This window comes from Metabacillus crassostreae (assembly GCF_016908395.1).
Lineage (GTDB): Bacteria > Bacillota > Bacilli > Bacillales > Bacillaceae > Metabacillus > Metabacillus crassostreae.
Genome location: NZ_JAFBDU010000001.1, coordinates 95,847 through 121,198, shown reverse-complemented (window position 1 = coordinate 121,198; position 25,352 = coordinate 95,847). Strand labels below are relative to the sequence as shown.

The 25,352-nt window shown below is 32.5% G+C and carries 21 protein-coding genes and 1 pseudogene; 7 read left to right on the top strand and 15 right to left on the bottom strand.

Going from position 1 to position 25,352, the window contains the following annotated elements:
• Positions 1–210: 210 nt before the first annotated feature.
• Positions 211–831 carry a DUF421 domain-containing protein gene (locus JOC75_RS00695; RefSeq protein WP_204952216.1) on the bottom strand — a complete coding sequence of 207 codons (621 nt, stop codon included), beginning with the start codon at positions 829–831 and terminating at the stop codon, positions 211–213.
• A gap of 166 nt (positions 832–997) precedes the next feature.
• Between JOC75_RS00695 and JOC75_RS00690 the strand changes: the two genes are divergently transcribed.
• Both JOC75_RS00690 and JOC75_RS00685 read left to right on the top strand, forming a co-directional pair.
• Positions 998–1,177: an H-type small acid-soluble spore protein gene (locus tag JOC75_RS00690; protein WP_146945989.1), complete on the top strand. Its 180-nt coding sequence runs from the start codon at positions 998–1,000 to the stop codon at positions 1,175–1,177.
• A gap of 194 nt (positions 1,178–1,371) precedes the next feature.
• Positions 1,372–1,581, top strand: coding sequence for a cold-inducible protein YdjO-related protein (locus JOC75_RS00685; RefSeq protein ID WP_204952215.1), 210 nt, complete (start codon positions 1,372–1,374; stop codon positions 1,579–1,581).
• Positions 1,582–1,810: 229 nt separating this feature from the next.
• Here the strand turns inward: JOC75_RS00685 and proC are convergent, their stop codons facing one another.
• On the bottom strand, positions 1,811–2,605 hold the full coding sequence (proC, locus tag JOC75_RS00680) for a pyrroline-5-carboxylate reductase (RefSeq protein WP_204952214.1): 795 nt from the start codon (positions 2,603–2,605) through the stop codon (positions 1,811–1,813).
• A 511-nt stretch (positions 2,606–3,116) separates the two neighbouring features.
• Between proC and JOC75_RS00675 the strand changes: the two genes are divergently transcribed.
• The 3 genes from JOC75_RS00675 to JOC75_RS00665 all read left to right on the top strand — a co-directional run bounded on the left by JOC75_RS00675 (position 3,117) and on the right by JOC75_RS00665 (position 4,491).
• Complete coding sequence (locus tag JOC75_RS00675; RefSeq protein WP_204952213.1) at positions 3,117–3,461, top strand: YflT domain-containing protein; 345 nt, start codon at positions 3,117–3,119, stop codon at positions 3,459–3,461.
• A 337-nt stretch (positions 3,462–3,798) separates the two neighbouring features.
• On the top strand, positions 3,799–4,242 hold the full coding sequence (locus JOC75_RS00670; protein ID WP_204952212.1) for a cupredoxin domain-containing protein: 444 nt from the start codon (positions 3,799–3,801) through the stop codon (positions 4,240–4,242).
• A gap of 96 nt (positions 4,243–4,338) precedes the next feature.
• Complete coding sequence (locus tag JOC75_RS00665) at positions 4,339–4,491, top strand: hypothetical protein (RefSeq protein WP_158638518.1); 153 nt, start codon at positions 4,339–4,341, stop codon at positions 4,489–4,491.
• A gap of 384 nt (positions 4,492–4,875) precedes the next feature.
• Here the strand turns inward: JOC75_RS00665 and JOC75_RS00660 are convergent, their stop codons facing one another.
• The 5 genes from JOC75_RS00660 to JOC75_RS00640 all read right to left on the bottom strand — a co-directional run bounded on the left by JOC75_RS00660 (position 4,876) and on the right by JOC75_RS00640 (position 9,253).
• Positions 4,876–6,072, bottom strand: coding sequence for a DHH family phosphoesterase (locus JOC75_RS00660; protein WP_204952211.1), 1,197 nt, complete (start codon positions 6,070–6,072; stop codon positions 4,876–4,878).
• Positions 6,073–6,328: 256 nt separating this feature from the next.
• On the bottom strand, positions 6,329–6,838 hold the full coding sequence (locus tag JOC75_RS00655; protein ID WP_204952210.1) for a GNAT family N-acetyltransferase: 510 nt from the start codon (positions 6,836–6,838) through the stop codon (positions 6,329–6,331).
• A gap of 98 nt (positions 6,839–6,936) precedes the next feature.
• Complete coding sequence (locus JOC75_RS00650) at positions 6,937–7,473, bottom strand: helix-turn-helix domain-containing protein (RefSeq protein WP_338036534.1); 537 nt, start codon at positions 7,471–7,473, stop codon at positions 6,937–6,939.
• A 273-nt stretch (positions 7,474–7,746) separates the two neighbouring features.
• The gene (locus JOC75_RS00645; protein WP_204952208.1) at positions 7,747–7,953 is read right to left on the bottom strand and encodes a DUF6501 family protein; all 207 of its coding nucleotides are present in this window, start codon (positions 7,951–7,953) and stop codon (positions 7,747–7,749) included.
• Positions 7,954–8,026: 73 nt separating this feature from the next.
• Positions 8,027–9,253, bottom strand: coding sequence for an MDR family MFS transporter (locus JOC75_RS00640; RefSeq protein WP_204952207.1), 1,227 nt, complete (start codon positions 9,251–9,253; stop codon positions 8,027–8,029).
• 329 nt (positions 9,254–9,582) lie between these two features.
• Between JOC75_RS00640 and JOC75_RS00630 the strand changes: the two are divergent.
• Together JOC75_RS00630 and JOC75_RS00625 are read left to right on the top strand one after the other, a co-directional pair.
• Positions 9,583–11,478, top strand: a pseudogene (locus JOC75_RS00630) (terpene cyclase/mutase family protein).
• 93 nt (positions 11,479–11,571) lie between these two features.
• Positions 11,572–12,489 (top strand): superoxide dismutase, encoded by a 918-nt coding sequence (locus JOC75_RS00625; protein WP_338036559.1) that lies wholly within the window; start codon positions 11,572–11,574, stop codon positions 12,487–12,489.
• Between the two features lie 77 nt (positions 12,490–12,566).
• Here JOC75_RS00625 and JOC75_RS00620 read toward each other — a convergent pair whose 3' ends face one another.
• The 8 genes from JOC75_RS00620 to cdaS form a co-directional block, all read right to left on the bottom strand.
• Positions 12,567–13,913 (bottom strand): sodium-dependent transporter, encoded by a 1,347-nt coding sequence (locus JOC75_RS00620; protein ID WP_204952205.1) that lies wholly within the window; start codon positions 13,911–13,913, stop codon positions 12,567–12,569.
• A 219-nt stretch (positions 13,914–14,132) separates the two neighbouring features.
• Positions 14,133–15,377 (bottom strand): 2-oxoglutarate dehydrogenase complex dihydrolipoyllysine-residue succinyltransferase, encoded by a 1,245-nt coding sequence (gene odhB / locus JOC75_RS00615; protein ID WP_204952203.1) that lies wholly within the window; start codon positions 15,375–15,377, stop codon positions 14,133–14,135.
• A gap of 127 nt (positions 15,378–15,504) precedes the next feature.
• Positions 15,505–18,339 carry a 2-oxoglutarate dehydrogenase E1 component gene (sucA, locus tag JOC75_RS00610; protein WP_204952201.1) on the bottom strand — a complete coding sequence of 945 codons (2,835 nt, stop codon included), beginning with the start codon at positions 18,337–18,339 and terminating at the stop codon, positions 15,505–15,507.
• A 508-nt stretch (positions 18,340–18,847) separates the two neighbouring features.
• Positions 18,848–20,764 (bottom strand): vWA domain-containing protein, encoded by a 1,917-nt coding sequence (locus JOC75_RS00605; RefSeq protein WP_204952199.1) that lies wholly within the window; start codon positions 20,762–20,764, stop codon positions 18,848–18,850.
• A 10-nt stretch (positions 20,765–20,774) separates the two neighbouring features.
• Positions 20,775–21,656, bottom strand: a complete 882-nt coding sequence (locus JOC75_RS00600; protein ID WP_204952198.1) for an AAA family ATPase — start codon at positions 21,654–21,656, stop codon at positions 20,775–20,777.
• Between the two features lie 236 nt (positions 21,657–21,892).
• Positions 21,893–22,945: a C40 family peptidase gene (locus JOC75_RS00595; protein WP_204952197.1), complete on the bottom strand. Its 1,053-nt coding sequence runs from the start codon at positions 22,943–22,945 to the stop codon at positions 21,893–21,895.
• Positions 22,946–23,295: 350 nt separating this feature from the next.
• Positions 23,296–24,504 carry an MFS transporter gene (locus JOC75_RS00590; RefSeq protein ID WP_204952196.1) on the bottom strand — a complete coding sequence of 403 codons (1,209 nt, stop codon included), beginning with the start codon at positions 24,502–24,504 and terminating at the stop codon, positions 23,296–23,298.
• A gap of 87 nt (positions 24,505–24,591) precedes the next feature.
• Positions 24,592–25,215 (bottom strand): sporulation-specific diadenylate cyclase CdaS, encoded by a 624-nt coding sequence (gene cdaS / locus JOC75_RS00585; protein ID WP_239589225.1) that lies wholly within the window; start codon positions 25,213–25,215, stop codon positions 24,592–24,594.
• Positions 25,216–25,352: the final 137 nt, after the last annotated feature.

Genomic DNA, 25,352 nt, shown 5'->3' with positions numbered 1-25,352 from the left:
ATAATAGAGTCTACATTAATGTGACTTTCTTCAATGTTTTCTCCTATAAAAAAATAGATGTGTGGATGAAAATACTAGTAATATAAAATGTGCTATATACAAAATAAACTCAGCAGTCTTATATTAAGTTTTTCTTTAGTGAAGAATGTCGAAGTAATTCTGCACAAAAAAGACCCTACTTTTGTAGGGCCGTAATTTGAACTTTACTACTTACTGTAAATGTTCTGGAGGTTTTATATCATGCCTATTCTTGACAACTTCAGTAAATAAGTCAGGTTGATTTGAAGGTATGTTTTGCTTATTTATAGAAGGTAGAATATTTAATGACTGTTTAAGGACCTGAAGCTCTTGAAATATATTATCAATATCTTCTTTAGTAGCAGGTTTTTTGTTATCTTTTAATTCAAAGCCAATTTGACCATTAGGCTCTATCGTTGCAAATTTCACATCTTCTATTTTACTTACACTTGCTTGTCTTAGTTTCATTTCTAATAAATCCACTGAAACGCGTACTTTCTTTAATTGATTTTCCTGTAACTGTCCGTCTTTTATGATCACTTTTGCTCTACCGGTAATAAACTTTTCAATACCATCCATTTTTATTTGACTAAATTCTAAGCAAACAAGAGTAAGTACTAACATAAGACCTACTATTAAAGTGCTCCATACATTTTTACCAACAAGTGGTTGAACAAGTAATGATCCAAGTCCAATCATTATGACAACTTGAGCAAGTGTCATCTGCGAAATTGATTTTCTCCCAGCTATCCTTAATAAGATTGTACCTCCAACAACAATAACAATCGCTTTCCATATTAAACTGTAATCCATATCCAACTTAACCACCTTTTCATCTTCTACTACTAATTTTTGTTTACTTGACCTTTTTATACATAATAGCTATAAAAAACATTGTCATAAGAGGTTTAATTCTTAAATGTATAAAACAGTAAATTTTTGTACAAAATAAAGTGATCAATTTATTGGAGGTATTGTAATGGATATTAATCGTGTAAAACAAATTCTATCTTCATCAGCTGATATTAAAGTTATGTATAATGGTACTTCTGTTTGGATTGATGAATTACATGAAGAGCAAGAAATGGTTACTTGTCATTTACGAGGTCCACTTGAAGAAAGGTCACAGGTAGCAGTTTCAGAATTAATCGAGGCTTAAGTGAAATTATTATGTCAGAATTTCTGTGAACTGGAGTTCTGACATATAATTTTAAGTTTTTATACATAAAACAACTTGAGTTATACGGATTTTCTTATGGATTGTCAGGAATTTGTTAACAATTATACATATTGCCAGGTAAAATGTGTATAATGTATGTAGTACTAAATCTCCTTACTAAAGGATGTGTTCAAATGAGATTTCAACAGCAAGTAGAAAAACCACCAGAGGTAAACCTAAAAATATGGTCATGTGATTCAGATGACTGTAACGGTTGGATGAGAGATAATTTCAAGTCAGATGAAGAACCAGAATGTCCTCTATGTGGACACGCAATGGTAGAAGATGAAAAGACACTGCCTGTGTTAGAGAATTTTTCTGCTGTTAGTATTAAAAAAGAATAATTTCATAAATTAGAAACACTTCTTTTATAATGGCTTTTTTAAAGATGGTTTAATTTGATCTCTTTATCAGTTAGACACATATTTTTAAAGATGCCACTAGACTTTTAAACAGTGCCATTTCCTTTTAAGATAGCCACTGCAACAAAGTTATAAATAAAAACCCATGGTTATAAAATTAGCCATGGGTTATTTATTTGGAATTCTAAAGATTCCTCTACAAAATTTATCATTAGCCTTTAGCTTTTTTATTTGTAGCAATCACAGCTTCTTTTACTAGTTGACCAAAATGACCTTTCTTTAACACTTCAAGTCCTGCAGCTGTTGCACCACCTGGTGTTGTTACTTGATCTCTGAGTTCCATAGGTAACTTACCCGTTTTAAGCATTTCTGCAGAACCGATAACCATTTCAGTTACAAGCTTTTGAGCTATATTCCTTTCTACGCCCATATCCTCTGTCATAGATATTAAGATTTCTGCAAACTGATAAAGAAATGCAGGAGCACTACCTGTAATGGCTGTCAGTTTATGTATTTCTTCTTCAGTACAATACTGTGAATCCCCGATCGCATTTACAAGTATTTCCATTTGTTGCTTATGTTCATTTTTTATAAATTGACCATATGTATATAAAGAAATAGAACGACCAACCTCTGCAGCAGTATTTGGCATTATCCACCCTACAGCAGTTCCATAAGGTAATCTTTTCTCTAAAGATTCTGGTCCCATTCCTGCTGCAATCGTAACGATAAACTGGTTAGAAATGAATGAAAATAAATTCTCAAGAACCACCTCATGCTCATTTGGAGGCATGGCAAGAACGATTATATCCACTTGATTTATACAATCTTGCAACTGATTTACAGGAATAATCCCATATCTATCTTCTAGTTCCTTTAACTTATCTGAATTCGATCTATTTCCTACAAAAATCTGATTGATTTGTTTCTGCCCTTTATTGTGGAGACCTGAAATGATTGCTTCTGCCATTCTTCCAGCCCCAATAAATAATATAGAAGGTTTCATCCTATTTCTCCTTTACATTTTATGTAGTGAGTAAGATTACTATATCATGTCATAGACCTTTCTAAAACTTATCGGTATAATCTTTTTGTTTTTCTACATATAAAAAAGGACGTCTAATTAGACGTCCTTTGCGTATTGAGGCGAACAACTGCACGCCACATAGTGCATTTAGCCAGTTGGCATGTCATTCGACTTACACAATTCAGCTCATCGCTTTATTACTATAACATTATGAACATAAAAAAGCTAGAAAAATTACTAGAAAATATCATTTAATAAGTGGTAATGATTTCTATTCTATTTCTTTTACTAGTAAAGCTTGATCTAAATCGACTCTATTTAGCTTAATGTTACTCATAAAATCTTACAGTAAAGGTGTATAAAAAAGCTTAAACATACAAATTAATCATTAGTAGAATATGACTATTTTTAATAAAATCTATTATTTTATGTTTGAAGCTACCTCTTTCGTGTAATAGAATAATATACTTTTAAAGGAGGAATATAATATATGAAACCTTATATCGAAGAGTATCAGAATGAAGAACGAATTGAAGAAGCTGTAAATGATTTAAAGAACAAAGGTGTTAAATCAGATGATGTTTATGTTCTTTCACATGATGATGAACGAACAGAAAGAATTTCGGAAAAAGCAGAAACAAACACAATCAGTTCTGAAGAAACGGGAATTTCTAATGCAGTCGGTAACTTTTTCAATAAAAAAGGTGATGAACTAAGAAACAAATTAAGCGAAATTGGCTTTTCAAAAACCGAAGCTGAGACATATGAAGAGAAACTAGATAAAGGGAAGGTTTTACTAATTGTAACGAATCCTGAAAAATATCAATTAGTATAAATACAAAGAAGCTGGAATTTTTCCAGCTTCTTTTTTTGACTAGAAAAAGGCTAAAATGCCCTACGATATGTCAACATCTCACTTACCTTATTGCCTTTATCTCAGGTGTTGCTCTTTTTAGGTATGAACAAGGCAATAATGCTTTTCTTTGTGGCTCTCTTAATACCAAATGTTGCGATGATATAGGTCGCTACCATATAAAGAAATAAACTGGACTATCAGACCTTCAAGCTAGTTATCCTCGAAAATCCTCATCTTTAAATTTTTATTAATTTATAGACAAGTTTGTCCTTACAAATACATATAGATATATAAGCCAAGCTAAGGGGGGATTTATATGCGCTTTATTATTATTAAAAGAAAATGGCTATTTGTTGTATTAGCAGGCTTACTAGTAGGTAGTTTATATTACTTTAATCAAGAAGCTTTACCAACATTTCAAAATAGTCACGAATCACAAAATGATATTGTCATTAATATGGTAACTGGTGAATTTACCTCAACAACCTCAGATGGAAAGAAAATTGAAGCATATCGATGGGATCCCGGAACAATTGTTATACCAAAAGGAGAAGATGTATCTTTGAGTATTTATGGAGTAAATGGAAAAGAACATCCTTTTTATATTGAAGGAACAGATATAAAAGGAGTTGTAAAAAAAGGTGAAGAAACAGTAATCCCCTTGCATTTTAATGAAGAGGGAACTTATCGCCTAATTTGTGATACACATACACATAATGGTCATGGAGTTCCAATGATAGCTTATATTGTAGTTGATTAATCCCTCACTAAAAATAGGAATAAATACCTAGTTTAAGTAGATAGCATAAAGGGTACAGAACTATACAAAAATATGGAAAGGTTCAGGTGATTAGTTTTGGAAGTTGTCATCTATAATAAAGAGTTATATCAAGTGTTTTATGCATACAGCAGTGGATATATTGAACTTAAAAAGATTGATTCAGTAATTGATGATATTATACTAGTTCACCGCTCTGAAATATCTCAATTAGAACATAATGCCTCATAATTCATATATACCATGCATTCATATCTTTTATTTATGATTATTTACTATTTAGAGAAAGAGGCTGGAACATAACTTAAGTAATTAGCGAAAATTCCGAACATAGTAATAGCTTAGCGATTGTATATACGTATATCCTTGGGGGAAAAGCATCAGCATGACTCTACAGCGTAAGCACCAGGAGGCTTGCAAGCTTCCTGCGGTAACAAACGTATCTTTAAATATCGTCCTAACTAAACCAAAAACCATTGTTCGGTTTTCCTATTGTTAAAATACTTTTGTCCCAGCCTCTTCTATTATTGACCCTCATTAAATACAGTGACTCTAAGTAAGATCATCCACATTATGAGCTAACATAAATCTATTTAAAAACTGTAAAGAAAAATTTTATTTCTTTACCTTATTTTTATAATTTTTCATTAAATAGCCTATTAATTGATCATCTTTTGATAAACTTGCTGAATAAGACCTTTTTATAAAACGTTCAGCTAATTCAAACGATTGGTAGCCCTCTTTTAGCAATTCATGATTTTTCTCTACTGCCCAATTTCCTTTTTCTTTTTCGAAAAGTAAAAATTCTTCCTTTTCATGGTTTTCATAATGAGAGCATTGCTCTTTCATGTTTATTTTATTATAAGAAGAGTCCTGTCTTATAGGTTTTAACGAGAAAGGCTTTTCTACGAATTCTTTATAAGCATCCTTTGTTAATGAGCAACCTGCAGCTTTCGCATGGCCACCACCACCATATTTAGCAGCTAGTTCTGATACGTCAAAGGTATCATGAATTGTACGAAAACTAATTTTTCTATTTCCCATATTCAATATAGCTATACAATCAAGGTAAGGGAATTCTTTGCCTAGTGCATTACCAAGTTCAGAGTGATAAAGTTCCGCATAAACAATACCTATACATACCTTACCAACCCTGGCTTGAATAATCTCCCTTTTCTTCCTTCTTATATAACGTTCAGTTTTATCTTCTTCAACATCTAATAATTTATCTTCAAATTCACTAAAAGAAAACTCTTCATCGTTATTTATTCTTGCTAACATATTTTCATCAAATTCTTCAATTGATTGTAAATACAATAAATCATTTAATCGTTTTGCACGAAGATTTTCATTTTTTTCCCATTCCCATGTATCGTACTGGCGAACTAACTCTACATAATCCTCAAGAATTTTATTTGTTTCGATCATACCTTTATCAACTAAATATGTATAAAATAATGAAGTAGCAGAAGCAAGCTTACCTTCTGATTCTTCAACCTTAACAGCTCCCCAATTATATTCGTTAAAGTGCAAAGCTGTCTTATGATGATCAATTAGTTGAACTTTTCCACCTTTATTTGCAAATTCATTTAATCTGATCTCATTTTCTTTGTTAACCGACAAATCTGTGATAAATAATTGTAAATCTTCGGGGATACTCTCACTGTGATCAGTGAGAAATTGTTCTACTTGATAATCTAAACTATTTACCGAGTTATATCGTACTTCAGCATTCTCTTTAAATGCATATTTTGCAAGAATACCACAACTTACACCATCTAAATCATTATGAGTAAAAATTAAAAATTGCATGAATACACCTCTAACTAGTAAAAATAAAATCAGTATTAAGTATGTGTTAAAACTCATTCTTTCTATGCAAAGAATTTCACACGTTTGCTTTCCACTTCGTTGTATTATGTATTTAGTGTAAAAAAGTCTCTTTAAGCCATGAATAATAAAAGTCTTCACTCAAAACATACTAAACTAATTAAGTCTAACAAACCATATATAAAAAAGGGTACATAAGGTTAAACATTATCCTACCTTACCTACCCTTTCCATCTTCTTAATCTATAATACGTTTTCCAAGTATCACCAAGTCACGCTCAACACCATCCATGTCTGCAATTCGTGGTAAATTGGCCCATTCTTCAAATTGATAACTTTTAAATAAATTAATACTAGGTTTATTATGACCAAAAACAAAAGCTAATAATGTCTTAATTTCAAGTGTAGGGCATTCCTTCATTGCACGTTCAATTAGAATTCTAGCATAGCCTTTTCCATGAACAAGTGGGTGAAGATAAATACTAACCTCCGCAGTTCCATTATACGCCGGTCTACCATAAAATGATTGAAAGCTCAACCACCCTACAATTTGATCATCTTCAATTAGTACCCATAATGGTCTTCGATGGGCATTATGATCATGAAACCACTGTACTCTGCTTTCCACTGATATCTCCTCAAGATCTGCAGTAGCTAATTGACCAGGAATTGAAGTATTATAAATTTCAACAATTTTCTCCAGATCCTCTAAATTTGCATCTCTTATTAATAATTTATTTTCACTCATCTTTCTCTTTCCTTTCTACTCTAACCAGAATGATACTGGCTCTCCCTTTATACTTTTCGTGTTATGTTAATAGTAATACCATGAATATATGAGATTGACTAGTTATTTTTTGATGGCTCAGGGATAAAGACATTTGCTATATGTCTTGCAGTTCTGTCACTTGAAGGTTCGTTTTCTATTACCTTTTTCATCAATTCTGATAATTGTTCTGTAAATTCGTGGAATTCCTTATCTGATAAATATACAATAGCTTCACGATATCCTACACCATCTTTAAGCAAATCAACCTCATCCTGCTGTAAATAATTTTCATATTGTCCTAGTAAATGTGTCATGAAAGTTAAAAAAAGATTTAGATGTTCATCTCTACTTAACTTTCTAAAGTCATCAGTTAAGGATACCGCACTTTCATTTAAAGAATAAAACTTCTCTATCGTTCCTCTAATTTGATTTTCACGAACAACCTTCAATACACCTGCCTCTAACAGCTTGTTAAGATGGCGGTATAAAGTTGCTTGTGGTACATCTGTCAACTTCGAAGCTATTTGTTGCACATTATATTCTTTTTTGCCACTTAAAGTTTGTACAATTTTCATTCTAACAGGATGAAGGATTAACTTAGCTTTTGAATTCACGCTGAACATTCCTCCTTTACCTCTCAATTATGAAAGGTTTTTTGTTATTATTATCAATTATAATAATATTTTAATCATAAAGGCAAGTGATAATAGATTCTCTTTCAGCCTAGATTCATATTAGTTTAATTGTTATAAAAATTACTTGTTTTTCATATTTCCATAGTTTTGAAAAGAAAGCTTTCCATAAGGTAGCATCTATAACCTTAAAAAATATTTCAAACAAGTTTAAATAAAAAAAGAATGACCTAGGCCATCCTCACAAAAACTTACTTACTTAATAACTTCAAAATAATCCTTGTAATATCCGCCCACTTTGCCAGTGTTATCAATAACAAAATAAAATTCTTCTGTTTCATTTTGAACATCATACTCTTTTTCAGCTGTTAAGGCACGGTCAACCATATACTTTTCAGCATTCGTGTGAACACATTTAACTTTCTTTACTGGTGCTGTTGTTTGCCATGTTTTATGTATCATCATTATCCACCTCTCTTCTTGCTTTGATCATATTCTATCTAATTATCAACAAAAAGCCAATGTTTAATGAGAATTAGATGATTTGTTGTTGTATAATTTTTTTTGCCTTTGCTTTCATCAGATATTGAACATATAAAAGTAATGGCACTCCTAACCCTGTTACTACTACTAATGTTCCGAAAAGATAAATTGGCTGATTTGCACCAAAATACTGTAGTAAAACTCCACCAATCCATGGTCCAATGACATTACCTAATTGTGTAAAGCCCATAGCTCCAAAATAAGTCCCTTTTAGGTTAGGCAGAGCCATTTGATCGATTAATAAGTCTGTCATAGAAAACATAAGAATTTCTCCAACAGTAAAAATAACAATCATAACAATTAATAAAGGAAGATCTGTCATAAAAGCAAATCCGATCAACCCTATACAAATGGTGATATTACCGAAAATAATTGAAACTAGCGGAGAATATTTCTTTCCGATATTGATTAATGGAAATTGTAACAAAATCACTGTAATTGCATTTAACGTTAATAAGTATGAAAATAGCTTTACCCCATTATCAAATGAAGCTGAGCTTGAAAAGTATTGTGGTAATGTTGAAGTAAATTGTGAATAGCCTGTTATTGATAAAACAAGACCTATAATTGTTAGCAGAAAAATGGTATCTTTTCTTACAATAATGAGAGCATCCTTAAAATGCACCCTATTACTAACAACACTATCCTCTGGTAATTCACTTTTTGTTAGAGTATATACAAGAGATAACCCATATATAAAATACATGAAGGCTGCAAATAAAAACGGTGTAGTTGATGCTGCCGATCCTAGTTGAAGGCCAATAAGTGGTCCAAATGTAACTCCCACATTTATTGCCGTATATCTAAGATTAAAAATGATTAGTCGATTTTTTTCATCAGTTAAATCTGATAGCATTGCTCTAGAGGTTGGTTCAAAAACTGCCCGACACAAACCATTTAATGCATTCATTATAAAAAATCCAGCAATAGTTTGAGTGAATGCAAATCCAACAAAAACCAATCCCCAAGCGAAGATTGATATAAGTAATATCCTTTTCCTGCCCCATCTATCTGATAAATAACCACCAAAAAAACTAGCTGCAATTCCAAATAAGGAGCTAACTGCAATAATCGCACCGGTCATTGATGGTGAAACCTGTTTTTCTTGAGTTAAATAGATTGCTAAAAATGGAATACACATTGATGTGGCTAATCTGCCGAATAAAGTTCCTATTATAATATTAATTGTTATAGGGCTCATACCTTTTAAAGAGTTCATACTTTCGCCTTCATTCTTTTTATTATGGCTGTTTTCGTAAACTTTGTTGCTTTTAATAACCTAAAGGAAACCTCACTGTATGCAATCTTGTGTCATCTTTTCTACTTTAAATACCTTTTAGTGTTATACACACAGTTTTTAACAGATAATTAGGGCTATTTGCAACAATCTTTGAGAAAAGAGCCTTTTATATTAGATAATATTAAATTATACCTAAAAATAGGAAAAAGAATAGTAAAAATACTTGGTGTTTCTATTCAATGAAACTTAAGATCCAACAATTACATATAACTGTTTCTATTTGCATAAGCATAACCTGAGGTGTTGTTATGTTTACAAAAGAAGCTATTAATAATGAAATTAATAAAGTAATAGCAAATTTAAATAACTTGCAAAACCAAGATGGTTCATGGAATTTCTGCTTTGAAGATGGGGGGAATGACCGATGCATTTATGATCATCACTCTTCGCAGTCTTAATTTACAAAGTAATCATGAAGAGAACATAATAAAAAAACTAACTGAACGAATTTCTAGCCTACAGACATTAGATGGAACGTGGAGAGCTTATCCAGACGAAAAGCGTGGTAATTTTATCAGCAACAGTTCAAGCTTATTGTGCACTTTTATACTCTGGTTACTATTCACAAGAACATCCATTAATGAGGAAAGCTGAATATTATATTAGGAAAAAAGGAGGATCAACTCAAACTCATTTTATGACCAAATGGATGCTGGCTGCAAATGGATTGTATCAATGGCCTTCTATATTTTATATTCCAATGACATTTCTACTTATTCCTTATTCCTTTCCTCTAAATTTTTTCAATTCAGTACATACGCGAGAATTCATTTTATTCTAATGATGATTGTGCTAATAAGAAGTTCACAATAAAATCAAAACATACACCAAATATTGAACATTTATTTGTTTCTTCAAATAATAGAGTATACGAACCATGGAATTTAACAACAAATGCACGCTCAAATAATAACCCATTAGTAAACGAATTAATTAAGCTTTCAAACCTTCCAGCATATATGCATCGTCTAGGATATCAACATGCTGAAACATATATGTTAAAAAGAATTGAAAAGATGGAACTCTTTTCAGCTATGCTAGTGCAACCTTTTTTATGATTTACTCCCTTCTTTCACTTGGTTCCACCAAACAATCACCACTTATAACAAACGCAATTGAAGGACTTAAAAGCTTAGTCATTATGGAGTGTAATGGAATTCATTTAGAAAATTCAACTTCAACTGTATGGGATACTGCCTTAATTAGTTCTGCGCTTCAAGAAGCAAATAGAGATCAAACAAAGATGATAAATAAATCTATTACCTACCTACTCTCTAAACAGCATACGAATAAAGGTGGTTGGGAGATTCATAATCCTACTATTGCACCTGGAGGTTGGGGCTTTTCTCATAATAATACGATAAATCCTGATAATGATGATACTTCTGCTGCTCTAAGAGCTTTAACACCACAAGCAAAATCAAACAAGAAAGTTCATAAAGCATGGTACAAAGGAATAACTTATTTACTTTCAATGCAAAACAGGGACGAAGGATGGGATGCTTTTGAGAAAAACACAGATTTAAAGCTTCTCACATATATTCCTTTAGATAATGCTAAAGATGCTGCAATAGATCCTTCCACTCCAGATTTGACAGGAAGAACCCTTGAATTTTTAGGGAATTATGCTGGAATGACAATGAAAAACACCAATATAAAAGCAGCTGTAAATTGGTTATTATCAAACCAAGCAGATAATGGTTCGTGGTATGGTCGTTGGGGTGCTTGCTATATATACGGAACATGGGCAGCGATAACAGGCTTACTAGCAGTCGGATTTATCGACTAATGCACCTGCTAATAAAAAAGCAATTAGTTTTTTAGAGAGTGTCCAAATGCAAAGCGGAGGATGGGGAGAATCTTTCAAAAGCTGTGAAATAAAAAACTATGTATCTTTAGAATTTAGTACACCTTCTCAAACCTCATGGGCTTTAGATGCCCTAATTATGGCTAAGAGAGCACAATCAGACTCTGTAATAAAAGGAATCACTCATTTGCTTGATCAACACTCTTTCAGTAAAGATTCTCAAACATATCCAACAGGTATTGGCTTACCTGGAAAATTTTATATGACTTATCATAGCTACAATTATATTTTTCCACTGTTAACACTTGCACACTTTAAAAAGGCAATCGAAAAATAATCAACAACCAGAACTTATCAAAAAAGATAAATATATTTAATCAAATATTTTATGATTTTTGCATATATTGGGTACGAATGAAAATCGGGAGGGATCATATTGTCAGAAGAATATATCTTATCAATGAAAACTTGGTGTGAAGAAATCTCAAATAGTTTTGAAGAAGCTGCTGAAGAGTTGACGAGAAATGTTGAACCAAATGAACTTGAAAAATGGCAAAACAAATTTATTCATTTTAAAGAACAACTGTCAGAAAACATTTCATATGATAAAAGAGAGCTATATGAGCAAGCGAATGGACTTTATCTAAAACTAGAAGAATTTTTCAACCATAAAAACAAAATAAATGATGATGAAGTCTTAAGAGTTCACCAACAAACAGTTTCTGTTCCCATAGGAGCACACACCCTTCCACCACTACCCTACAGCTACGATGCTTTAGAGCCATATATTGAGCGTGAAATTATGAGATTACATCATGATAAGCACCATAAAAGCTATGTAGATGGGCTCAATAAAGCTGAAAAAGAAATGCAAAAAGCCCGGAAAACAAATGATTTTTCTCTTATCAAGCATTGGGAAAGAGAAGCTGCTTTTAATGGTGCTGGACACTACCTTCATACAATATTTTGGAATATTATGAGTCCTAAAGGAGGCGGAAAGCCATCTGGACTATTATTAGAGGAAATTAACCGAACGTTTGAGAGTTTTGAAAGTTTTAAGAAACATTTCTCAGAGGCAGCTAAAAGTGTTGAAGCTGTTGGATGGACGATTTTAGTTTGGGCTCCTAGATCAAGGAGACTTGAAATACTTCAAGCAGAAAAGCATCAAAACTTGAGTCAATGGGATGTTATTCCATTATTAGTACTAGATGTGTGGGAACATGCCTATTACCTTCAGTATAAAAATGAAAGAGGTAAATATGTAGATAATTGGTGGAATGTAGTAAACTGGAAGGAAGTTGAAAATAGATTTCAACAAGCAAAACAAATTACTTGGCAACCTTATTGATGAAAATTCAAAAAAACGGCTAATGAAGGTCTAACCATCATCAGCCGTTTCACTATTTATTCTAACTATTTCCTTATTTAAATAAAACCTAAAACATCTAAAAAGACTAATAGTATTGCTATTGGTGCGATGTACTTAATCAAAAGATACCAAATAACAAATAGCTTTTTACTAAATGAAGATCCTGTTGTAAGTTCATTAAAAAGACTTTCTTTTGATATTTTTAGTGGAACAAATATTGATATTAGTAATGCACCTAATGGCATCAATATATTACTAACTAAAAAATCAGCTGCATCGAATATTGATTTGTTAAATAATGTAACTGTATCTAATACACCAAAGGAAAGAGCTGAAGGAATACCAACGACAAAAATACTCAGTCCTAATAACCAAGAAAACTTTTTACGCTGAGTTTGATTACCTTTAGCCAAAGTTGCAACTATGATTTCAAGCATGGAAAATGCAGATGTTAATGTTGCAAATAAAAATAAAAGTAAAAATCCAATTAAAAAGAACATACCAAGAGGCATTTGATTAAAGACAGTTGGTAAAACATTAAATAATAGAACTGGTCCAGCATCTGGTGATAATCCAAAAGAAAACACCGCAGGGAATATGGCTAAACCTGCTAAAAATGCAACTAATAGATTCAATATCACAATTGAAACAGCAGATTGTGGTAGATTTTCATTTTTAGATAAGTATGAACTATAAGTGACCATCACAGAAACACCTACACTTAATGCAAAAAAGGATTGACCCATCGCATATAAGATGGTTTCAGATGTTACTTTTGCAAAGTCAGGTTTCAAAAAGAAAATAATACCTTCCATTGCTCCATCTAAAGTAACAGAACGGATGATAATAACAAGGAAAAGGATAAATAAAGCTGGCATCATGATTCGACTAGCTTTCTCTATACCGTTCGATACACCTTTTGATACAACATATATTGTAATAAGTAAAAATAATAGCTGTGCAAATACTACTAAGTATGGATTCGATATACTTGAACCAAACAGTTCACCATATTGTTGATCAGTTAACCCACTTAATTCTCCAGTGAATGCTTTAAAAATATAAATTAATATCCAACCACCAACAACACTATAAAATGAAAGTAAGATAAAACATGTAAAAACACCGAGTCTCCCAATTAAATGCCAGGATGATCTTGGTGCAATTTGTTTATAAGATTGTATTGCATCCTTTTGTGTACTTCTACCAATAATAAATTCTCCTAATAACAGTGGTAAACCTACTAAAACAGTAAACAAGATGAAGATCAGGAAAAATACTCCCCCTCCGCTTGTACCTGCCACATATGGAAACTTCCATATTGCTCCTAAACCAATAGCAGATCCTGCTGCAGCAAGGATAAATGCTAGTTTTGAAGACCATTGTTCTACATTGTTACTCACAAAATCACCTCTAAATTTTTTGCTTGGAAGGTAGATTGTTTATGATTATTTCACATAATTAAACACCCAAAGCTAATCAAACATTATACAAGCTTTCATTTTATCATTTTATTACCATAATATGAAATGAAATTTAAGAAAAACTGAACTACATAAAATTATTAAAAAGAAAAAATAACAAAGCAGAAAGGCTTACATCACCTTTCTGCTTTGTTTATTTTAACCTTCTAATAATAATGATTCTGGATCTTCTAATAATTCTTTAACAGCCGCTAAGAAACTAACTGCTTCTTTACCATCAACAATTCTATGGTCATAAGACAAGGCAATGTACATCATTGGACGGTTTTCCATTCTCTCTGCATCAATTGCTACTGGTCTTAACTGTATCTTATGCATTCCTAGTATACCTACTTGTGGACCATTCAAGATTGGTGTTGATAATAGTGAACCAAACACCCCACCATTTGTAATGGTAAATGTTCCACCTTGTAAATCTCCTAAGCTTAATTTGTTGTCTCTAGCTTTTGTTGCAAGATTCATGATCTCACCTTCAATACCAGCAAAGTTCAAACGATCTGCATCACGAACAACTGGAACAACTAATCCTTCTGGAGCAGATACTGCAATTCCAATATCATAAAATTTCTTCATTAGGATTTCATTACCTTGAATTTCAGCATTCAATAATGGGAATTGTTTCAACGCAGCAACAACTGCTTTTGTAAAGAATGACATAAAGCCAAGACGAACATCATGTTGTTCAAAGAATTTATCTTTTCGACGTTTACGAACCTCCATAACAGCTGTCATATCAACTTCATTAAATGTTGTTAACATTGCAGCAGTTTGTTGAACTTCAACAAGACGATTTGCAATTGTTTGTCGACGTCGTGACATTTTAACTCGCTCTACTGGCTTTGATCCATCTTCCTGTTGAGCTTGAGCTGATGGTTGTTGAGCTGGTTTTGGTTGTTCAGTCTGTTTTGAACTTGGACGTTCTGAATGTGACTCCACATCTTGTTTACGAACACGTCCAAGCGGGTCTGAAGTCTGAACTTGCTGTAAATCAATTCCTCTTTCACGTGCTAGCTTTCTAGCCGAAGGTGAAGCAATTGTGCGTTGTTTTTTATCTTCTTCAACTGAAGAACTAGTGTCTTTAGTCGAAGATACAGGTTCAACTTGTTTGTTTTCTTCGGTTTTAGCAGGCTCTGAACTTGAAGCCTCTCCACTCTCATCAATTACCCCTATTGATTCTCCAACTTGAACTGTATCACCTGACTCTTTATACAGCTCTTTTAAAACTCCAGAAAATTCAGCAGTTAATTCTACATTTACTTTGTCTGTTTCAACCTCTAAAAGGTATTCACCTTTTTCAACTACATCACCTGGTTGCTTAAGCCATTGAGCAATCGTTCCTTCAGTAATAGATTCTGCTAGTTCTGGTACTTTAATTTCAGCCATGTTGGTTTCCCCCTTGAGCACTTGCTTTTTTGAAGAGATGTGCTGTTAGTACATCTATATTGACTAACTGCCACATTATGAATATAGCAAGCCCCGTCTTTTTTCAATTTATTAAATAAGTGGTCAATTAATTATTCCAAGTCAATGTTTCTGTAACAATACGCTCTTGATCCTTTTTATGAATGTTAGGATCTCCTTCGGCCGGACTTTGTCTTCTTCTTCTTCCAATATACTTTACTGGTATTCCATCTGGAGCAACTTCTCTTAATTTTGCATCATAGAATGTCCATGCTCCCATATTTTGAGGCTCCTCTTGTACCCACACTATTTCCTCAAGTGACGTTAAACGTTCCATAATAGAAGTAATTATCTCTTTAGGGAATGGATAAAGTTCTTCAACTCTTAACATATGGACCCAATCAAGATTCTCATCCATTGAGTTAAGCTTATCAGTAAGATCAATTGCTATTTTACCACTACATAATACTAGTCTTTTTACTTTTTCAGGAGAAGTACCTAGTCCTGGTTGTTCAATAATCGGCTTAAATTCACCTTCGCATAGTTCATTAATATCAGATACTGTTAATGGATTTCTTAACAAACTTTTAGGTGTCATAATAACTAACGGTCTTACTTCTTCACGCTTTAATAAGTCTGCTTGTCGTCGTAAAATATGGAAATATTGAGAAGCACTAGTTAAGTTTGCAACTTGCCAGCTATCCTCAGCTGCAAGTTGTAAGAAACGCTCTAACCTTCCACTTGAATGTTCAGGACCTTGCCCTTCAAATCCATGTGGCAGTAGCATAACTAGTCCTGATTTTTGTCCCCACTTCGCACGTCCAGCTGCAATAAACTGATCAAAAAACACTTGTGCAGCATTTGCGAAATCACCATATTGAGCTTCCCATAGTACTAGTGTTTCAGGTGCAAAAACATTGTAACCATATTCAAAACCTATAACAGATCCTTCTGATAATGGACTGTTGTGTACAGCAAAAGATGCATTTGCATTTGATAATTGATGTAAGGGTGAATAAAACTCTCCATTATCCACATCATGTAGGACGATATGTCTTTGTGCAAATGTACCACGCTGTGAATCCTGTCCAGATAGTCTTATAGGTGTGCCGTCTTTTAGAATAGAAGCAAATGCTAACGCTTCTCCTAAAGCCCATTCCACCTTTCCTTCTTCTGAAAATGATTTAGCTCTTTTTTCAAGTATTCTCTTTAATTTAGAAAACACATTGAAATTTTCTGGCCATGTTACTAACTCTTCGTTTAATTTTAATAAATCATCTTTACTAACAGCAGTCTTTAACTCTGGTAGACCACTATTGATAAATTCTGGTAGCTTGATTTCACGTGATATATCAACACTTTTTTTATCAGGCACTTTTTTATATGCCTCAGTTAGTGCTGTTTGTACTTCATTGTTTATATTTTCGATATCTTCAGACTTAAGAACGCCTTCATTTTCTAGAGCTTTACCATATAGTTCACGAACTGTTGGATGCTTACGGACTTTTTCATATAGTTTTGGTTGAGTCATTGATGGCTCATCCATTTCATTATGACCAAAGCGTCTATATCCAATTAAGTCAATGAGAAAATCGCTTTTGAATTTTTCACGATACTCCATTGCAATATACACTGCAGCTATACAAGCCTCAGGATCATCAGCATTTACGTGTATAATTGGAATTTCATATCCCTTTGCTAAGTCACTAGCATATTTTGTTGAACGTGAATCTCTGCTCTCAGTTGTGAATCCAATCATGTTGTTAGCAATGATATGTATTGTACCACCTGTCTGATAACCTGTTAATTTATTTAGGTTTAACGTCTCAGCAACAATACCTTCACCTGGAAATGCAGCATCTCCATGAATTAAAATTGCCATTGCTTCATTAACATTTTGTTTTGGGTAACCCTTTTCAGTGCGGTTTTCTTGGGCCGCGCGAGTATATCCTTCAACAATTGGATCAATAAACTCAAGATGACTTGGGTTATTTGCCAATGTAACCTTCGCACGAACCTCACTTTGTTCTTTAATTTGCTTATTAGCACCTAAATGATATTTTACATCTCCACTCCAACCATAATTAATGCCAATGGAACCTTCTGAAGGAACTAACTCCTTATTTGGCGCATGCTGAAATTCAGAAAAGATGATTTCGTATGGTTTTCCAAGTACGTGTGCTAATACATTTAAACGGCCACGATGAGCCATTCCAATATTGATCGTTTCTGATCCTGCTTTTACTGAACGTGAGATTAATTCGTCTAGAATTGGAACAAGCATATCTAATCCTTCGATTGAAAAACGCTTTTGACCCACAAATGTTCTGTGAAGAAATTGTTCAAACCCTTCAACTTCTGTTAATCTTTTTAATATGCTTCTACGTTTTTCAGTTGATAAAGGCCTAAAAATATCACCTGATTCTACCATCTTAACTAACCATGTTTTTTCTTCGTAATTATGTACATGGCTAAATTCAAAAGCAATAGAACTTTTATATACTTCTTTTAAATATTGATATGCCTCAAGTCCATTTGTTACATGTGCTGGTGCATCCTCACACAAAAGGTGAACAGGAATATCTTTTAAATCTTCTTCTGTTAAATCATATTCTTCTAAACGAAGAAACTCATTTTTCTCTGTTGTGTCCTCGAAAGGATAAATCGATGCATTTAAGTGCCCATATCTACGGATATTTGTTACTAGCTTAACTGCTTCTGCGATCTGCTTCATTTTATCAGCACTAATTGAATCATTGCCTGCTGAACTGGATTGTTTAGTTTGTATAGATGGAGAACCCCAATTATCAAAAATCTCTTTTAATTCTATGTCAACAGAATCTGGATCAGATTTATATAAATCATATTGTTCCATGACATAGCCGAGGTTAGGACCGTAAAAATTTTCCCAAGGATAATTTCGTATATTTGAACCATCTGACATGTAACATTACCCCCAACTATTCTTAAATGATCAGAAATCAACTTCTGATACGTTCGTAGAATTTAAGTTATTATCCTACAATATTAATTACAGTAAAAATATAGTTATATGATTTTAAAACGCTTCCAATGCTATTTTAACATTGCTAACTTCACATTCCAATACAGTTAATTGAAAAATTCAAAAAAAATTTTAATTTCTTATAATCTTACGTTAAGTTATTAAGTATTCTTCAATTTAGAGAATTATCATACAATTAACTTATTTGCTTAATTCTTATTTTACAACAAAGTATCCTAAAAAAAGTACAATATTTATTATTTTAAACTAAATTTTTATTGAATTTTTTTAGGATATGTAAAATTAGCCCTAAATCTCACTTCATTACTTCACAATATATACTTTGCCATTAGTTCAAGACCTTTAATTAAATGGGATAAAGTTTGCTTCAATATTATTTTTCACATAAAAGAAAAGACTAACTTAATATCAAGCCAGCCTTTTCCCTTTAAATTGTGTTTAGAAGTAATCTCTTTAATAGTGGGAAAAGCTGTTCTGGTAATTCTTCAATTTTTTCGACAAAAACACTATATCTTCCATATATATTCTGGATGGTATTTTTAGTAGCCTCATCAATTTCCCTTGTAGACAGAAATACATTCAGTACCTCTATTCCCATTTTTCTTGCTTCTAAAACCGATTCATGTGTATCAATAATTCCATTTCTTTCATATCCCATGGCAGCAGGCTCACCATCTGAAAATACTAAAAGGAATTTTTGTTTTTCTTGACGTCTTGATAATTGCTTTGTCATATGCCTAATTGCATAACCATCTCGATTATCTTCTTCTGGTTTCAGCTGCATAATCTCTGGTCCTGATTGCTGATTTAATGATTTCTCAAATGTTATAACTTTATGAAAATGGTTGGGTTGATATGTTTTTGTCGCTTCATTTGTATCTTCCCAGAAACCAACAATTTGATGTGGCACACGTACTGATTTTAATGTTTCATGAAATAAAGTTATACCTAACTTTGTTTGATCCATCTTATCGTACATTGATGCTGAACAATCGACTAATAACGTAAAAGCTGCATCGATTTCTGGTGATTTTTCCTGCTTCTTGTAAAATAGCTTTGGGTTATCATCTGTTAGTAAGCGTAGAAATTTTTTATTTAATCTTCCAATGTGAAGATCTGTTCTAGGCATTGTTCTTTTATGCTCTAATGTCTTAAGAATCATTAATTTAAGCTTGTTTTGAAATAACATTATGTTAGTCCGATTTTCCGTATATTCATCTATTTCATTAGCTTTAGGAGAAGTTGCATCAATAAAAATAGGGATAGCATATTTATTTTCTTTTCCATATGCTAATTCTCCTCCAGTTGCTCGTTCTTCACTTTTATTTTCAAGTGCTTCTAACTTTGAATAATCATTCTTTTTCGCTTTTTTCGATGTTCCTTGTACCATTGCAAGTGCTTGGTCTGTGTCCTCACCTTCACGGACAGTTCCGTCACCATTTATAGTCGTATTCGTCCCTTGTTCTAACTCAAATTGCAGAAAACTTTTCGTTGGTTTACTAGTCTCGCTGTGCCAAGTTGGTAGTTTGTCTTCATGAACATCCTCATCACCTGATTTAGCATCTTTTAAAGAGTCTTTGTTTTTTAACTTTGATTTTCTCTTAAGCTCTTCAAAAAGAGTATTTGCCTGAAATGTTTCGTAAGCTAATTCTGCTAAATAGAAATATGTATTTAACATATCTTTATCAAGAATCTCTTCTAATACATCCATTATATCTAGCACAATTTTAATACTCTCTGTTGTAGATTTTGCTTCATAAATTGAAAATATCTTTGTATCAATATAAGGAAGTGTTCGGTCTAAACTTTCAGATAATAGCGGAATTTCTTCTAATGACTCTGATGTAAGCTTTAAATATATATAGTTAAAAAGTGCATCTGTCAAAATATTTCGTTCTTGGTGAATCGTCAATTGACCTTGAAAGTGTTTTCTATATAATTTCTTTCTAATATTAAAGGCTTTTTTTGTGCCAGGACGATCTTTTATACAAATTTCTTCAAGCCGAATATCTTCTAAAAGCATGCAAAGTTGCTTTGCAAAACTTTTCAATTTATAAGCATCTATTTTCTGTAAAAACAGTCCAATTTCCTTAAAGTTTGTATAATAGAAGTTGCCTATACTTCTTAGAAAGATGTCACTCTTAAACCCTTCAACTGTTTCGCTTTTTTCCCTATGATCCCAAAAATGACTAATAAATATTTTTCTATCAACTGGATCTAAATATGATTGAACACTATAATCAACTTCGATATCGGCTTGTTTCGTTAAAGCTTTAGCAAGATCTGATAGCTCCATAAATAAAAAAGAATCTACTTGTTGATCGTTAAATTTAATAAATCTCAATTTAAGAACCTCACTCAAAAAGAGTATCTGCTAGATTTCGAATTGCAGCTTTTTCTCTTTCATCTTCTAGCTTATCAACTATTGCTCTCTCTATTGATCTTTTAGGAGGCATATAGCTCGCTAAATCACATGTGTCAATAAGGGCCCTTATAGAAGCAGCCTCTTCTGAAACTTGACCATTTTGAACAAGTGTTAACAGATCAGCTGATAATCTTGTAAATGTTTCTAGTAATTTTTCATCCTTAAGAGATGATTGATTTTCTAATACCTTTTTTAACTCTTTTCCTTGGATATAAGGAACTTCAATAACTACGAAACGATTTTTTAGTGCTTCATTTAAAGGTACGGTTCCTACATACCCTTCATTTATAGCAGCTATAACCGTAAAATCATGATCAGATTTAATTACTTCTCCAGTAAAAGGATTAGTGATCATTCTTCTATAATCTAAAACCCCATTTAATATAGGAAGTGTTTCTGGCTTTGCCATGTTAATTTCATCTATATAAAGCAGATGTCCATTTTTCATAGCTTTTACAACAGGACCAGAAACAAAATCAATTGATGTCTTTCCGTTATCATTAGTAATTGTCTTAAAGCCTAATAGTGCTTCTGCATCTAAGTCAACAGAGCAGTTGATGCTATGCATAGGTTGACCGAATAAATGAGATAATGTTTCAGCGAGCTTTGTTTTACCAGAGCCCGTCGGCCCTTTCAAAAGAACATTTTTACCCAGAGCAAGTGCAATCATTGCATCTTCTAAGATGGCTTCATCTGAAGGAGTAAAACCACTTTCACCTATTATTCCTTGAGCGTTTTCAAACCTTTTTACTTTTCCTTCGATTAATTCTTTTATTTTATCTGGTAATGCACTTAATTGTTTAGAATTCATAATAGTCCTTCTTTCATTTTTCACCTAACACTTTAATGATGATTGTTAGGCTTAAATTTTATAACTTTATTCGTAAACATTACATAATATTAGCTCTGTTAAGCTTTGCTAATCCACACTCGAGTATACTAAAAAAACATCTAGTATTCAAAAATCTAAATTATAATGAATTGAGTTAAATTTCTTCAACAAAAAAAAGACCTGAAAATGGTCTTTTTAAAAACGATTATTTTAAATTAAGAATAACGTTTTGCTCCTAAATAACGCTTTTGCCAGTATGAATTCGTTAACGATGAAATTGTTACACCAGAGCTACTAGAATGGATAAATTCATTATTTCCTAAATAAATCCCCATATGTGAAGGACCTTCCTTATAGGTTGTGAAAAATACAAAATCGCCTATTGATGGTGCAGTCACTGGTTTCATTATACCCCAATAACCAGCTGTACTTAAGCGAGAAACAGATGTAACTTTATTTAGCACATAATAAATGTATCCACTACAATCAAATCCAAGTGGTGTGTTACCTGCCCACACATAAGGTGTTCCTATAAGTGCTTTCGCTTCCTTTATCATTGTATCAATCTTACTTGCTGGTTTAGTTTCAACAGTATTTTTCGGAACTTCTGAGTTAGGAATCTCACCTGAAATCTTTAAAACTTGTCCAACCTTTATCACGTCTGATGTAAGCTTGTTCGATACTTTAAGTTCAGCAACGGTAATGTTAAATTGATTAGCAATCTTCCATAATGAATCACCAGCTTTTACCGAATAAGATGACGCTTGTGATGGTGTTGAACTAACTGGTGTAGTTACAGGAATGGTTTCAGTTTCTTTTGTTGTAGTCGTAGTTGCTTGTTTCACTATTAATTTTTGGCCAACCCTAATGAGGTCATTTTTTAATCCATTTAGTTTTTTCAACTCACTAACTGTTGTGTTGGTAGCTCTTGCAATTACCCATAAAGAGTCACCTGATTTAACTACATATGTAACAGCTTTTGTTGTTGTCGTTGAAACCTTAGGAGTTACAGTTGGTGCTGCTTGCTGATTAGATTTTGGAATCTGACTAGTTGAATTAGGTAGTTCTAATACTTGTCCAATTCTTAGGAAATCATTTGATAAACCATTTGCATTCTTAATTTCTCCTACGCTTGTATCATATTGGCGAGATAAGCTCCATAGAGTATCACCACTTTTAACCACTACATTTCCAGCAGCAGCTGCTGATGCAAATAGGGATGATCCGACAACAGCTGTAGCTGTAAGTCCTAATATTTTTTGTTTCATTAAAATATGTACCTCCTAGGTTTTTCTAAGGCTCTTTTTTGAAAAAACCATTTTAGAAAATTTGTGCTCGAAAAATGAATTTAAATATATTTTAGTACTTTTTGCTCACTCTTTTTCTAAAATGCTTATTTCATTCTAGTTACCTGGATAAAAATAGTTTAAATGATTCGTGTACATAAAACTACATAATTCTATAAAAAAAAGTATAATAAGCCAAAAATAGGTAAAAAGATACATATTAATCTATAATCATACATAGCAATTAATCTACCTTCCAAATCAAGTAAAAAAACTTATATAATACATAAACAGAGACAGAAATAAGTTCTGTCTCTTTTCGTATCACCTATTTAAACAATGTTTTTCTCCTTTATTAGCTGGGATTCATTAATCATTTGTCGACTATTCCTTAAACCAAAATAAATCACTGCTGAAAGAGACAACACACCAAAAATTAAGACCATATATTGAAGACCAATTGTATCGAGCAGTAGACCTGTACTCAATAAAACTACTTGAAACATTATGCGGTCTAACATATTACGGAAGGAGAAAAACCTTCCATGATATTCTTTAGCAATTTTCGTCTGAAATATTGTCGCAGCAATAGGAAAAAAGCACCCAACCCCTAACCCAAAGAGACCGAAAGAAATAAGTGACATAATTTTCATATCACTAAAAAATAATGAAAGATGGGCTATCGATATTAAAAAAGCAAAAATGAACATTAGCTTAATAGGTGGTAATAAATGTGTTATTTTCTTTACAAAGAAAGCACCTATCATAAATGATAATCCTTCTACTGTATATAAAAGACCTTTAATTGATATATCGTTTTGTAACTCACTAATATTAATAACCATTAAATTGAACCCACCAATAAACAGCATTGGGATAACGGTAAGAACAAGTGCTGATATCACAATAGGAACTTCCTTTAAAACTGGTAAAACATCTTTGAAACTACTAGAATTATTACTTCTTACCTTATCAAAATCAGGCTCTTCAAAATCCAAAGAAAATGTCGTGATTAAGATAAATAAATAGGCAACCATAGATCCAATATACAAAAACTCAATTTCCATCACAACAAGCATTATCCCTGCTAAAGCTGTACCTGCGACACGTGCTAATGTAGAAACATTCATATGAACACCATTCATTTGAATTAAGTCTTTTTCCTTAACAATTAAAGGAATGACTGCTTGTATAGCCGGAAAATAAAAAGCAGCACTAATTTGTATGCTAACCATGAAAAATACCATAAAAATGATTGCTTCAAAATGGAGTGCCATGAACATGAATACAACGCTTAGCATTCGTCCAATTCCTGCATAAATCATCACTTTTTTCTTTGAATAAGTATCAATCACTTTACCTGCCAAAGGACCAAAAAACACCCCAGCTAACAATCCAAGAAATAAAACAACTGATTTCATAAAATCTGAAGGGATGTATTTTTGCATAAACTCTAAATTTCCGATTATCCCCATCCACAATCCCAAACCAGCTATTAGCTCACCTATTAATAAAATCCAAACATTTTTATTTCTCCACATAGTTTCAGCTTCTTCCAATAATTTGTATGTAAGCCTACTATAACACCCTATAAATTATTTCGCTACTCGAAATAGAACAATGTAATATTAGTGTAAATTAGTATCTGAGGAACTAATTGGATATAGTGAACCTTCTAATGCAAAAGACATCTTTCCAGTTTCTTCTGACACAACTAAAATTAAGGCATCTGTTTGTTCTGAAAGTCCAATCGCTGCCCGATGTCTTGTACCAACCTTTTCAGCACCAAAATTTTGTGCTGTTAATGGAAGTACATTTGCCGCTGAATAAATCAAATCTCCTTTTATAAGAAGCGCTCCATCATGTAAAGGATTACCAGGATAAAAGATACTTTCAATTAATCTATTTGATAAATCCGCATTAATTTGAATACCACCTTGAATGTGGGGATCTATTGTTTCAGTCCGTTCTACAATGATGAGTGCACCATGTCTTTTCTTCGATAAATTTTGTAACGATTTTGCAATTTCAATATAATTCTTTGTAAATTCTCCAATATACGCCTTTAAATAAAAAAATGAGGCCGAGGACTGAATTTCATCAAATCGTTCTCTTATATGTGAAAGTTCACATAATAAGCAATAATCCTTCTCTCCTATAGATTTCTTCATCGAAAGAGCTTCTTCTATAATATGATCAAGGTGATAAGAAATATGATTTTTTATATGCACAAATGTTGAAGGATTTTCCAAATGATAAATCTCCTTTCAGCAATAAATCCTTATAAATTATTATGAGTATTATCTCCTAAAATACACCATACTATAAAGGGAGGTTTTAACAATGATTACTCAGAAGGTTTTTCAATATATCTTTAGCATTTTAGGTG